Origin of the sequence: Pseudomonas sp. HPB0071, assembly GCF_000478505.2 — a bacterium.
Taxonomy (GTDB): domain Bacteria; phylum Pseudomonadota; class Gammaproteobacteria; order Pseudomonadales; family Pseudomonadaceae; genus Chryseomonas; species Chryseomonas luteola.
Genome location: NZ_KI517367.1, coordinates 1905497 through 1917650, shown reverse-complemented (window position 1 = coordinate 1917650; position 12154 = coordinate 1905497). Strand labels below are relative to the sequence as shown.

At 55.7% G+C, this 12154-nt stretch carries 13 protein-coding genes; 4 read left to right on the top strand and 9 right to left on the bottom strand.

The window, feature by feature from the left end; genetic code table 11:
- The first annotated feature begins 26 nt into the window (after positions 1–26).
- Entirely contained in the window at positions 27–1862 is a 1836-nt protein-coding gene (gene glmS, locus HMPREF1487_RS09030) for a glutamine--fructose-6-phosphate transaminase (isomerizing) (protein WP_010796324.1), read from the top strand.
- Between the two features lie 34 nt (positions 1863–1896).
- Here glmS and HMPREF1487_RS27290 read toward each other — a convergent pair whose 3' ends face one another.
- Both HMPREF1487_RS27290 and HMPREF1487_RS09025 read right to left on the bottom strand, forming a co-directional pair.
- Entirely contained in the window at positions 1897–2133 is a 237-nt protein-coding gene (locus tag HMPREF1487_RS27290) for a hypothetical protein (protein ID WP_125888025.1), read from the bottom strand.
- A gap of 263 nt (positions 2134–2396) precedes the next feature.
- Positions 2397–2765, bottom strand: a complete 369-nt coding sequence (locus HMPREF1487_RS09025) for a hypothetical protein (RefSeq protein ID WP_010796323.1) — start codon at positions 2763–2765, stop codon at positions 2397–2399.
- Positions 2766–2820: 55 nt separating this feature from the next.
- Here HMPREF1487_RS09025 and HMPREF1487_RS09020 point away from each other — a divergent pair, with 55 nt between their 5' ends.
- The gene (locus HMPREF1487_RS09020) at positions 2821–3789 is read left to right on the top strand and encodes a CobW family GTP-binding protein (RefSeq protein ID WP_010796322.1); all 969 of its coding nucleotides are present in this window, start codon (positions 2821–2823) and stop codon (positions 3787–3789) included.
- 85 nt (positions 3790–3874) lie between these two features.
- Positions 3875–4939, top strand: a complete 1065-nt coding sequence (locus HMPREF1487_RS09015; protein WP_010796321.1) for an energy transducer TonB — start codon at positions 3875–3877, stop codon at positions 4937–4939.
- Positions 4940–5000: 61 nt separating this feature from the next.
- Here HMPREF1487_RS09015 and HMPREF1487_RS09010 read toward each other — a convergent pair whose 3' ends face one another.
- The 7 genes from HMPREF1487_RS09010 to HMPREF1487_RS08980 all read right to left on the bottom strand — a co-directional run bounded on the left by HMPREF1487_RS09010 (position 5001) and on the right by HMPREF1487_RS08980 (position 11409).
- A complete protein-coding gene (locus tag HMPREF1487_RS09010) occupies positions 5001–5498 on the bottom strand; it encodes an acyl-CoA thioesterase (protein WP_010796320.1) in 498 nt (165 codons plus the stop codon).
- Positions 5499–5599: 101 nt separating this feature from the next.
- Positions 5600–6361 carry an SDR family NAD(P)-dependent oxidoreductase gene (locus tag HMPREF1487_RS09005; RefSeq protein ID WP_010796319.1) on the bottom strand — a complete coding sequence of 254 codons (762 nt, stop codon included), beginning with the start codon at positions 6359–6361 and terminating at the stop codon, positions 5600–5602.
- 156 nt (positions 6362–6517) lie between these two features.
- Positions 6518–6919, bottom strand: a complete 402-nt coding sequence (locus HMPREF1487_RS09000) for an SMI1/KNR4 family protein (RefSeq protein ID WP_010796318.1) — start codon at positions 6917–6919, stop codon at positions 6518–6520.
- 159 nt (positions 6920–7078) lie between these two features.
- Positions 7079–7924 carry a Tim44 domain-containing protein gene (locus HMPREF1487_RS08995; RefSeq protein ID WP_010796317.1) on the bottom strand — a complete coding sequence of 282 codons (846 nt, stop codon included), beginning with the start codon at positions 7922–7924 and terminating at the stop codon, positions 7079–7081.
- A gap of 508 nt (positions 7925–8432) precedes the next feature.
- A complete protein-coding gene (locus HMPREF1487_RS08990) occupies positions 8433–8861 on the bottom strand; it encodes an EamA family transporter (protein WP_010796316.1) in 429 nt (142 codons plus the stop codon).
- Positions 8862–8914: 53 nt separating this feature from the next.
- Entirely contained in the window at positions 8915–11083 is a 2169-nt protein-coding gene (gene uvrD / locus HMPREF1487_RS08985) for a DNA helicase II (RefSeq protein ID WP_010796315.1), read from the bottom strand.
- A 74-nt stretch (positions 11084–11157) separates the two neighbouring features.
- Positions 11158–11409: a hypothetical protein gene (locus tag HMPREF1487_RS08980; RefSeq protein ID WP_037029867.1), complete on the bottom strand. Its 252-nt coding sequence runs from the start codon at positions 11407–11409 to the stop codon at positions 11158–11160.
- On the opposite strand from HMPREF1487_RS08980, the gene HMPREF1487_RS08975 reads away from it, so the two are divergent.
- Positions 11408–12154 (top strand): IS5-like element ISPa16 family transposase (locus HMPREF1487_RS08975; protein WP_010796314.1); only part of this gene is annotated, 747 nt, incomplete at its 3' end. The genes HMPREF1487_RS08980 and HMPREF1487_RS08975 overlap by 2 nt on opposite strands.

The window sequence follows — 12154 nt, the reverse complement described above, 5'->3', positions numbered from 1 at the left end:
ATGCATCGCTTGTTTAGGAGTTTTCCATGTGTGGCATCGTAGGCGCCATTGCTGAGCGTAATATCACCGCTATCCTCGTTGAAGGGCTCAAGCGCCTTGAATACCGAGGGTATGACAGCGCAGGTCTTGCCGTACTGACGGCGCAGCAGACCCTTGAGCGCATTCGTCGCCCCGGCAAGGTCAGCGAGCTGGCTAGCGCGCTTAATAGTGAAGGCCTGACAGGTCGCCTCGGTATTGCCCATACCCGCTGGGCCACACATGGCGCGCCAACTGAAGCAAATGCCCATCCTCATTTCTCTCATGGTCAGATTGCAGTGGTCCACAATGGGATCATTGAAAACCATGAACCTCTGCGCGAGTGGTTAAAGGGGCTCGGTTATGTCTTTACCTCCCAGACCGATACCGAAGTCATCGTTCATCTTCTGCATCACAAGCTGAAGGAAACCGGTGATATCACGCATGCGCTGAAGGCAGCGGTGAAAGAACTGCATGGTGCCTACGGTGTAGCGGTCATGAATATCGATCAGCCTGATCGTCTGGTCGCTGCCAGAAGCGGCAGCCCTCTGGTGATCGGCCTGGGTATTGGGGAAAACTACCTGGCGTCGGACCAGTTGGCGCTCCGGCAGGTAACGGATCGCTTTATCTACTTGGAAGAAGGCGACATTGCAGAGATTCGTCTGAATGGCGTCTCGCTGTGGTCGGTGGATGGTGAACCGGTAACACGTGAAGTTGTTCAGTTTACCGAAGGGGCCGAAGCCGCTGACAAAGGTTCGTTCCGCCACTTCATGCTCAAGGAAATTCACGAGCAGCCTGCTGTGGTTCAGCGCACCCTGGAAGGGCGGTTGGGTCTAGACCATGTGGTGACCGAGGCATTCGGTCCTCAGGCAACAGACCTGTTTGGGCGTGTCAGGAATATTCAGATCGTTGCCTGCGGCACAAGTTTTCATGCCGGTATGGTGGCGCGTTATTGGCTGGAAGGGCTTACGGGTATCCCTTGCCAGGTAGAGGTGGCAAGTGAGTTCCGCTATCGGCGCGTAGCGGTACAGGCTGACACGCTGTTTGTGACCATCTCCCAATCAGGGGAGACAGCGGATACCTTGGCTGCGCTTAGAAATGCCAAGCCGCTGGGCTATTTGGGCAGTCTTGCAATTTGTAACGTCGCGACCAGCTCGCTGGTACGTGAGTCGGACCTGACCTTGCTGACACAGGCGGGTCCTGAGATCGGGGTTGCTTCTACCAAGGCGTTCACGACGCAGCTGGTTGCACTGCTGCTGCTTACGCTATCGCTGGGCCGAGTTCAGAACCGTCTTGAGGCTGGCGTTGAGGCTGAATTGGTGGAAGAGCTCCGCCGTTTACCCGCGCGTCTTGATGAAGCGCTTGCCATGGATAAGCGCGTAGAGAAGATTTCCGAGCTATTTGCAGAGAAGCACCATACTTTGTTCCTCGGCCGTGGTGCTCAATATCCGGTGGCAATGGAAGGCGCGCTCAAGCTCAAGGAGATTTCCTATATTCATGCCGAGGCTTATCCGGCGGGTGAGCTCAAGCACGGCCCGCTGGCGCTGGTGGACACCGACATGCCTGTGGTTACGGTAGCGCCCAATAATGAGTTGTTGGAAAAGCTGAAATCCAACCTTCAGGAAGTACGCGCTCGAGGCGGTCAGCTGGTTGTCTTCGCGGATGCAGAAGCTGGTCTTACCAACGGGGAAGGCACCCACCTGATCGGGATGCCCAGCATTCATGATGTGCTGGCGCCAATCCTCTACACTATACCGCTGCAATTGCTGTCTTATCACGTCGCTATATTGAAAGGGACTGATGTGGATCAGCCTCGCAATCTAGCCAAGTCGGTAACGGTTGAATAATGTATTCAGCAAAGCCCCGTTAAACGGGGCTTTTTTATGGGTTGGACGTGCAGCCACCAATACGGCCGCATAAAAGTGTTTGTCGACCTGCAGACGAGCTGGACACGCGTCCACGTGAAGTCCAACCAATGGCCCGTGTAAAGCCGGACCAGATTTCGCCATCCGAGGCGTAACCCATCAAGAAACTGATTCGACCATAGTGTGCCTGGGTTTGCGTCCAGGTGCGCTGGGTTGCAGCATCGTATCCTTGGATAAAAATATGTTTATCCACAACCGATACATGATAGTGACTGCCTGCAAGGTCTTCGCAGCTGACTATTTGCCCCGTACTCATACAATTCACAGGTAAGCCATCGGCAAATGCAAAAGATGAGCACAGCAAGGAAGGGGCAAGTAGTAGAGACCAGGCAGGCGGTCTTTTCATAAGATAGAAAACCGTCAAACAGATTAGGTTGTTATCTTATAACCTATTTGCCTTGTGCCAGTAGCCTTTGCCATCAGCAGGATGATCCATAAAGGCATCAGAGCCTGTCATCATTCAGTCCGCTTGGATGTATCCAGCCACGTGCCCTGGCTCTGCTGTTCACAGAACGGCTTCAAGAAGCGTGCATCCGTAGCAATACTGTAATAATGGATGTCCTGTCTGTACGGCATGCCTTGTACTTGGGCGTTCTGGCAGATACCGAATCCGCCGGTAGGGCATTGTTCAGCAAAGGTAACCTCAACGTTCTGCTCTGCCAGTTGAGGCTTACAAAATCCATCATGAAATAGATTCGCTGGAATCGAGCGATTCTGCTGGCAGACTTTCACATCGACGCCTTTACCCTTGCTGTGGACCAGGCACGCTTCGGCCTGCACATAGAGCGGAGCGAGGAAGGCTACACAGGCAAATAGGCGATACATAGAGATAACCGGCTTAAATCGGCGACTCTACCACTGACCGAATCGAGACATAAACATGCTCAAGCATATACCTACCCACGTGATAACAGGACCTTTGGGGGCAGGCAAGACCAGCCTCATCCGGCATTTGCTGACGCAGCGTCCTCAACACGAGCGGTGGGCAGTACTGGTTAACGAGTTCGGTCAGATAGGGCTTGATGCTGCGTTGTTGCATACCACGGATGCCGGTATCTCATTGACTGAATTGCCGGGAGGATGCCTGTGCTGCGTCAACGGTGCGCCATTGCAGGTAGCCCTGGTGCAGTTGTTGCGCAGGGCTCAGCCCCAGCGCCTTTTCATTGAGCCGTCAGGGCTGGGGCATCCGGCTACATTGCTCAAGCAGCTCGCCGAAGGTACCTGGCAGGGCGTACTGGCGATTCAACCGGCAGTCATGGTGGTTGATGCTCACCGCCTGGCGAGCGGGGAACAGCTGCCTGATGCTCAACGTGAGGCGTTACCTGGGGTTGGGCTGCTGGTACTCAACAAGTCTGAGTTGTTGAATAACAGAAGCCGGCAGGCGCTTCTAGCCTCCTTGCCCGACATCCAGTGGCAATGGACCCAGCAGGGAAGGCTGCCTTTTAACCTTTTGCCCGGAAGCGCTTGTGTAGCTGGCCAACGTGCTCTCGATTCACTCCCAGTGCCTCCCCCTGGTCAGCGGGGACCATTACCTTCGCTGCTGTTACCTGGACAGCCCTTAAGGCAAATTCATGAGGCTGAAGGGCGCTTCGCCATAGGGTGGCGGTTTCACCATAGCAGCCAATTTAACCGCCAAGCAGTTCAGACATGGCTGGGCGCATTACCTGCACTGCTCAGGGCAAAAGCCATTCTGCATGCAGATGGGCAGTGGTGGAGCTTCAATCAAGCCAGTGGACAGGGTGAATGGCGGATCAGTGAGTGGCGCAAGGATAGCCGGGTCGAATTGATCTTCGAAACGGTCGTAGATGCAGCCGCCCTAGAGTCAGATTTGATGAATTACATGCAATAGGAATCCTGTTGTCGCTAAAAGTTGATAAATTCGTTATCTTAATGATAATGATTATTAAATCTGACCGCCTTTGTGGATCATTCCTATGTCGTTGACGTTGCCGGCGAGATCAAAATCGCCTGAGCAAGACCCTTCGCTGCAGCCTGAGCACCCTGCTGAATCGGCTGAAGGAGTACGTCTGTATGTCGTGCGCAGTGAGGTTGAGCCTGTTGATGGTGTAAATGCCAGTCGTACGGATCCAGGCGCAGAGATCATTTCGCTGCAAGGGTATTCACGAAGCGATGAGGTGCCTCCGCTGGAGGAGAACGTCGGCAATGCCGAGCCGACAACCGAAACAACGCCTCCTCGTCGTTGGTGGCTGGCCTCGGGGACTTCCTTTGTTATGCACGCGGCGCTGGCGGCTGCATTGTTTTTTGTCGTACAGACTCCGCCCGAACTCAAAATCAGCAAGGGTGATAGCCCAAGCGAGCTAAAGGTCAGCTTTATCCAGCTGCCCAAAAAGGAGCCTGCCCCAGAGCCTCCGGCAGCAGCGCCTACACCTCCGGCCCCACCAGAGCCCGAACCGCCTAAGCCGGAGCCTCCTAAGCCGGTTGAACCGCCCAAGCCCGTCGAACCACCCAAACCGGTAGTCGAAAAGCCCAAGCCAAAGCCGAAACCCAAGCCGGTTGAGCACACCCAGCAAAAACCGCTACCGGTCAAAAAGAAGCCTGAGCCCAAAGCAGAGCCTGAGCCAGCCCCTGCGCCTGCTGCACCGGCAGCAAGTGCTCCTACGCCTGCGGCTGCACCAAGCGCACCTGTTCAGGCACCCGTGGCCACGCCTGGCGCCAAGACCGCCGCTTCTGCAGGTCCTGCAGGCCTCCCTACTGGGAGCATCGACGACAGCGATATCCGTCCTTTGAAGATGGATCAGCCCAAATATCCTGATGTGCTGCGTCGTCGCGGATTAAGCGGGGAGGTCAAAGTGCTATTTACCGTAACCGCAGATGGCCGTATTACTGATGTGGAAGTACTGGAGTCGTCCAACAAAATGTTCGAGCGCTCCGTGCTCGATGCGTTGAGCAGCTGGCGCTTTGCTCCTCGTGTATCAGGTGGACAAATCGTACCGCGCAAGGCTACCAAGGTATTTATCTTCAAGCTGCAACGCCGCTAACGGCCGACAGGCTCCAATAAAAACGCCGCGGATAATCGCGGCGTTTTTGTTTAGGCCCTGATCAGCCGGATGAAGGAAGTACGTCTTCCTTGATCGCCTGATACCGCTCTTGCAACTCTCGGCGAATTTGCCGGCGTTGCTGTGCCTGTATGCAGCGGCGTTTCTCGTCGAACGTCTTGGGTTCCAGTTGAGGAACGGGGCAGGGCTTGCCGTCATCACCCAATGCAACCATCGTGAAGAAGCAGCTGTTGGTATGGCGTACCGAGCGCTGTTGAATGTTTTCCGTAATGACCTTTACACCGACCTCCATAGACGTCGTTCCGGTGTAGTTCACCGATGCCAAAAACGTAACCAATTCACCTACGTTGACCGGTTCGCGAAAGATCACCTGATCGACCGACAGTGTTACCACATAACGGCCTGCATAACGGCTGGCGCAGGCATAGGCCACTTCATCCAGGTGTTTAAGCAAGGCGCCACCATGCACCTTGCCAGAGAAGTTCGCCAAATCGGGCGTCATCAGAATGGTCATACTGAGCTGGTGATTACCGGCTTCCATATAGGCCTCGTCATATCCTCAAATCACCGGTAATTCCGGCGGCGTCAGTATGCAATGTTATGGCGATTTGCCATAGGATTCGTGCGTTAGCTATATCCGTTTTATGAGCGACCCGCCGACAACCCCCTATCGATAGGCATGTCTGCCCCCGAGATAGCAGAGGCCTGCGGCTGGCATAGGAAGTACACCAGTTCAGCGACTTCTTCAGGCTGGATAAAGCGGGCCTGATCACCTTGCGGATACCGATTGAGTAAGTTGCGCCGGTAGCCGGTAGGATCGCCCTGGCCATAATGGGCCGCCTGAAAATCCAGCATGGGCGTATCGATATCGCCTGGGGAGACAGCATTGACCCGCACACCGTCCTTGGCCAGCTCAATGGCGAGGTTCTGGCTGAAGAAACGAATAGCGGCTTTAGCAGCGCCATAGGCGGCAGCACCCGAGACAGGTTGGCGACCCGCACCGCTCGAAATATTGATGATCGTTCCGCGGGTTTCCTTGAGAAACGGGATGGCAGCGGAGCACATGAAGAAGGTCGATTTGAGGTTGACCGACATGACGAGGTCATAATCCTCTTCGCTGAACGTCTCGACAGGGCCTTCGCGCCAGACACCTGCCGCATTGATCAGAGCATCGAGGCGGCCGGTACGCGCCATCACCTTGCTGATGAGGTTACGACAGCCTTCGGCCGTCCGTAGATCAGCTACGACGCTCGAATCCAGGGGAACATTGCCATTGAGATCATGCAGGCCATCCTTGTCCAGATCTGCCGCTGCAACGCGCCAGTGACTCTGTGAAAAACGCTGGGCCAGTGCTCGACCGAGCCCGCCAGCGGCACCAGTGATCAGAACGACAGGAGTGCTCATCCAGGGATTACCTTCTAGCGGAAAAGATAGCTATATCCAGACCTTGCGCAGCCGCTTACGTTCAGCGTCTGGCCTGCCATTCTCGTGCAATCCGCTACAAGCGTCTCGTAAAGCCTGCCAATAGCGGCAGGCTAACGCTATAGAGCTGATCAATGATCAGCTTTCCAGCCAGACATCTCGTGCCCAGATCCAGACGGAATCCCAAGTGTCATCGTCCAGCTCACCGTCCGTCCAGAGCAGAACCTCGCCTTCCTGACTGACGGCGTAGTAGCCGTCACCGTCCTCACAAATGGGTATCAGATCGCGAGGTAGACCTTCCGACCAGGCTGTAGCGGCCACTTCTGGGAGGTAGGTATGGGACTGCGGATCGGTCACCGTTACGGGCTCGAGCTTGCCGTATACCACATCGCTGACGGTGAGAAGAAACTCGCGAAACTCGGGCGGAAGGCTGATCAACAGTTCTTCTTCGATTTCGACCAACAGGTCCTCATCGGGCAGCTCGAGCGGTACCGGAACAGGCTCGTTCTCTTCGCGCAGCCTTTCAATCACGTCTTCCATCAATACATCCTCTAATGCAGGGGTGCGTGTTATACCCTAGTCAAGAATATAAAAGATGGAAAAGGTGCCATCGAGAATGCGCTACCTGTACGAACAGCGCGACAAACGGTAGAAATGAAAAAGCCCGGCATGGCCGGGCTTTTCTGAAACACAGAGCGATCAAGCGTTCTGACGGATACCGGCCAGCAGCCAGGGCTGGTTGCTACCTGCCAGGCGCTCCATACGCCAGCTTTCGCTGAAATTCTGACCCTGGTCGAAGCGAGACTCTTTCGACAAGCCAGAGAACGTGATGGTAGCGATGGTCTTGCCTTCCAGCTCTTCCACGCCATCCAGTTCAGCCTGCAAGTTCTCGATGTAGGTGGACTGGAAGCCTTCACCCAAGCTGGCACGCTCATCTTTCAGCCACTGGAGCATCTGAGGCGTCACGAACTCGGCGATCTTGTCCATCTCGTTGGCATCCCAGTGCTGCTGCAGAGACATGAAGTGCTCACGGCCAGCTGCAACGAAACGCTCTGCATCAAACCAGGCAGGCGCATTCATGACTGGCGCGGCACCACCCTGACCGAATCCGCCAGGCTGCTGTACAGGCGCTTCACGGTACATCGGCGCGTGGCCTGCCGGAGCGGGCTGATGCTGCTGATGTTGCTGCTGACGGCGGCGCGTGAATAGCTTGAACAGAACAAACGCTATCAGGGCCATGATTAGGAAGTCGAAGAACTGGAAGCCTTCGAAACCGTCGCCCATGAACATGGAAGCCAATAAGCCACCAGCGGCAAGACCGGCTAACGGACCCAGCCAGCGAGAAGCACCGCTAGCGGCTGGCGCCTGACGACCCGGTGCGGCTGCCGCTGCGCCCGGTTGCTGTTGAGGCGGTGCCGCCTGGCGTGTCTGGTGAATGGGAGCTGCACCAGCCGACTTGCCTCCACCCATGCGCTTGGCATTGGCATCAAGGCTCAGGGTCAGGCCCAGGCAGATGATCATGAAAAAACTCATTATGCGTTGCATCGTAAGATCTCTTATCGTGAACTACGTTGATGTCCATCTTGCGCCGGACATTGCGTAAGGGCTAGCGCTAATTGTTTCGGCTTTTTGCATGGTTTACTCAAGCCTTATCGTTTGCTGTTGGACTATTGCTTTATGCGCAATATTTCAAACCACTGGTCAGCTCCAAAAAAGCGTTAGCGCGTACTCAATTAGGGTGTTTTCTAAACATCGGCTGTGGCTAAAAGCACAGATCTGAAATTGATGGCTGAGCGCTATCATTTCATTACTACCTTGAGACGGTATGCTGTCCAAACCATTTGCATCTTGGGCTACGGGAGTGGAGTGTTGTGATGCAAGGGATGGTGGCTATCGCTTTACAAGGATACCGGCCTGTAAATGCCTGACAGAAGCAGTCGTGGCGGGGCTCGGTGGGTAGGGCGCCTGAGCACCTCTATGCAGGGAATAGGCTTGTCTTGCATGCTTCGGCAATCTCCCACCGTTTGACAAGCCTTTCCTTGCGCCTTCAACCCTAGGGTTTCAGCGCCAACAGCACCACGCCAAAACCGATTGCGCCAATGCCGCACCATTGGCGCAGCGTCAGCTTTTCGCCTAGCAGCAGCACACCGAATAGGGCCACGAGCACTACGCTCAGCTTGTCTACTGGCGCTACCAGCGAGGCGTTACCCATCTTCAAGGCTCGGAAATAACAGATCCAGGAGGCGCCGGTAGCCAATCCAGATAACACAAGAAAGAGATAGCTCTTTGGCGAGATCGAGCTTAAGGGCTGATACTGGCGGGTCGCATAAACAATCAGCACAAGCGACAGGAACACTACTCCAGTCCGCAACAAGGTAGCAAAGTCCGAATTGACCTGGGCAACGCCAATTTTGCCAAAAATGGCTGTGAGCGCCGCGAAAACGGCTGACAGCAATGCCCAGAAGAGCCAGGAAGATGCCACGCAATGTCCTTCTTCAAACAGACAGGGCGACCTTGGCCGCCCTGGAGTATACGTTAAACCGGCTCCAGCTTGGCGTAACTCACCATTAACCACTTGCTGCCTTCGGCGTCGAAATTCACCTGAACACGTGCATGTGGACCTGAGCCCTCGTAATTCAGAATGACCCCTTCGCCAAACAAGGCGTGATTGACTCGTTGGCCCAATGCAAACGTCGTGTCTGGAATGGCGGCACCTGCAAACGGATTAGGTCGACCTACGCCAAACGGCTGCTTGACCGAATTGGACAGGCGGACTTCCTGAATCAGGTTTGGTGGCACCTCGCGGATAAAGCGCGAGAGCTTGTTATAGGTCTCGGTTCCATGAAGCCGGCGCGTTTCCGCATAGGTCATCACCAGACGTTTCATGGCCCGGGTAATTCCCACATAGGCCAAGCGGCGTTCCTCCTCCAAGCGGCCGGACTCTTCCAGGCTCATCTTGTGAGGGAACAGGCCTTCTTCCATACCAGCCAGGAAGACCAGCGGAAACTCCAGACCCTTCGCACTGTGCAGCGTCATGAGCTGTACACAGTCTTCATGGCTGTCTGCCTGATTATCCCCAGATTCCAAGGCCGCATGGTCAAGGAAGTTAGCCAGAGGAGAACGATCATCGTCACCACTGAAATCAAAGGACTTCGCGGCGCTGATCAATTCTTCAAGGTTTTCGACCCGTGCCTGACCTTTCTCGCCCTTTTCAGCCTTGTGATAGGCCACAAGCCCTGTCTGCTCGATCACGATCTGAGTCAGCGTATGCAGCGGGACATCTTCAGACCTGAGCCCCAGTTCATCGATCAACTCGACAAAGGCATTCAGACTGGATGCCGCCCGACCGGATACCGACTTGGTGCCGACCGCATCATGCAGTGCTTGCCACATGGAGTAGCCGTTTGTGCGTGCAGTGTTACGCAGAATCTCGACCGTCTTTTCACCAATGCCGCGGGGCGGGACATTGATGACACGCTCCAGCGCTGCATCGTCATGGCGATGACAGATCAAGCGTAGATACGCCATCGCATTCTTGATTTCGGCGCGTTCAAAGAAGCGTTGGCCGCCATAGATGCGATAGGGAATTTTTTCCCTCAGCAACGCTTCTTCCAATACCCGTGACTGGGCGTTGGAGCGATACAGAATGGCCATTTCGCTTAGCGAGAGACCCTTCTTCGATTCGCTTTCGATAGTTTCGACGATGTAGCGGGCCTCATCGTGCTCGTTGAAGCCCGCGTACAAGGTAATGGCTTCGCCTTCACCCGTATCCGTCCATAGCTCTTTGCCGAGCCGATCGCTATTATTGGCGATCAGGCCATTGGCTGCCTGCAAAATCGTGCTGGTGGAGCGATAATTCTGCTCTAGACGAATGATGGCGGCAGAGAAGTCCTGGTTGAACTGCTGGATATTCTCGATACGCGCGCCACGCCAGCCGTAGATGGACTGGTCGTCATCACCCACTACCATCAGGCTCTCTCCGCCCTGGGCGAGCAGCTTGAGCCATGCGTACTGCACGGCATTGGTATCCTGGAACTCATCTACCAGCACATGGCGGAAACGGCGCTGGTAATGGGCAAGCAGGTCTGGATTATCGCGCCACAGTTCTAGGGCACGGAGCAGCAGCTCGGAAAAATCGATGACGCCGGCACGAGCACACGCTGCTTCATACGCCTCGTAGATGCTGCGCATGGTGGCCAGGAACAGATCGCCACTGGCCTGGATATGCTGCGGACGTAAGCCTTCGTCTTTCTGGCCGTTGATGAACCACTGCGCCTGCCGTGCAGGCCAGCGCTGCTCATCCAGCCCTAGATCCCGAATGACTCGTTTGACAAGCCGTTGCTGGTCATCGCTGTCCAGAATCTGAAAGTTCTGGGATAACTTGGCTTCCTGCCAGTGAGCCCTGAGCAGACGATGGGCAAGTCCGTGGAACGTCCCAACCCACATGCCTTGCGGATTCATGTTCAAGAGCTGCTCGATCCGATGGCGCATTTCGGAAGCGGCCTTGTTGGTAAAGGTCACTGCCAGGAGCGAGTGGGGCGACGCATGCTCGACCTGGATCAACCAGGCGATGCGGTGCACCAGCACCCGGGTTTTGCCGGAACCGGCACCCGCAAGCACTAACTGTCGGCCAAGGGGCGCCGCCACCGCTTCACGCTGGGCGGCATTCAGGGAATTCAGGAGGAGAGAGAGGTCATCATGCATGAGCACATTGTAACGACTCGCGCGCTGAACTGCATGGGCGGCTGGTCAGCTTCATGCGCGAACCGGCCGCTTTTTTACCGAAATTGCGGGTTTCGAGTGGTCGTACCCGCCTCCAGATTGCGCATCAACAATCCATAGCTGAGATCAATGCCTTCCGGAATCGCCAAGTAGACGGTATGGCTACTGCCCGGAGCAGTTTCCAGGCGGATACCGCGCGCGCTTTCCATCGCTTCGACTGAAAGGTTCAGATTGCCGTTAGGGAAGGTCTGAAAAAGACTTCCCGAATCTGGTGAAATACGCCGATCCCGCCAGCCGAGTTTTTCCATGAAGCAGATGACCTTCGCCGACGCCGAGTACGCCAGCAAGCGCAAGCAGACCCGTAAGGAATTGTTCCTGATCGAGATGGATCAGGTGGTGCCGTGGAAGGGATTGATTGCCCTGATCGAGCCACACTACCCAAAGGGTGAAGGTGGTCGTCCAGCCTATCCGCTGATGGCCATGTTACGTATCCATCTGATGCAGAACTGGTTCGGCTACAGCGACCCGGCCATGGAAGAAGCGCTCTACGAGACGACCATCCTGCGTCAGTTCGCCGGGCTGAGCCTGGAGCGTATTCCCGACGAAACCACCATCCTCAACTTCCGTCGTTTGCTGGAGAAACATGAGCTGGCAGCCAGCATCCTCGGCGTAATCAATGGCTACCTGGGGGATCGCGGCCTGTCGCTGCGCCAGGGCACTATCGTCGATGCCACACTGATCCACGCGCCCAGCTCGACCAAGAACCAGGACGGCAAGCGCGACCCGGAAATGCGCCAGAGCAAGAAAGGGAACCAGTATTACTTTGGCATGAAGGCGCACATCGGTGTGGATGATGAGTCGGGGCTGGTACACAGCGTGGTAGGCACGGCAGCCAACGTGGCGGATATCACCCAGGTCGACAAACTGCTGCACGGTGACGAGAACGTCGTCTGCGCCGATGCCGGCTACACCGGCGTCGAAAAGCGCCCCGAACATGCTGGCCGCGAAGTGATCTGGCAGGTCGCAGCACGCCGCAGCACCTACAAGAAGCTC

What these genes read in the sequence shown, in the direction of transcription:
- glmS (WP_010796324.1), top strand. Translation starts at nt 27, where the DNA reads ATGTGTGGCATCGTAGGCGCCATTGCTGAGCGTAATATCACCGCTATC.
- HMPREF1487_RS09025 (WP_010796323.1), bottom strand. Translation starts at nt 2,765, where the DNA reads ATGTATCGCCTATTTGCCTGTGTAGCCTTCCTCGCTCCGCTCTATGTG.
- HMPREF1487_RS09020 (WP_010796322.1), top strand. Translation starts at nt 2,821, where the DNA reads ATGCTCAAGCATATACCTACCCACGTGATAACAGGACCTTTGGGGGCA.
- HMPREF1487_RS09015 (WP_010796321.1), top strand. Translation starts at nt 3,875, where the DNA reads ATGTCGTTGACGTTGCCGGCGAGATCAAAATCGCCTGAGCAAGACCCT.
- HMPREF1487_RS09010 (WP_010796320.1), bottom strand. Translation starts at nt 5,498, where the DNA reads ATGGAAGCCGGTAATCACCAGCTCAGTATGACCATTCTGATGACGCCC.
- HMPREF1487_RS09005 (WP_010796319.1), bottom strand. Translation starts at nt 6,361, where the DNA reads ATGAGCACTCCTGTCGTTCTGATCACTGGTGCCGCTGGCGGGCTCGGT.
- HMPREF1487_RS09000 (WP_010796318.1), bottom strand. Translation starts at nt 6,919, where the DNA reads ATGGAAGACGTGATTGAAAGGCTGCGCGAAGAGAACGAGCCTGTTCCG.
- HMPREF1487_RS08995 (WP_010796317.1), bottom strand. Translation starts at nt 7,924, where the DNA reads ATGCAACGCATAATGAGTTTTTTCATGATCATCTGCCTGGGCCTGACC.
- uvrD (WP_010796315.1), bottom strand. Translation starts at nt 11,083, where the DNA reads ATGCATGATGACCTCTCTCTCCTCCTGAATTCCCTGAATGCCGCCCAG.
- HMPREF1487_RS08980 (WP_037029867.1), bottom strand. Translation starts at nt 11,409, where the DNA reads ATGGAAAAACTCGGCTGGCGGGATCGGCGTATTTCACCAGATTCGGGA.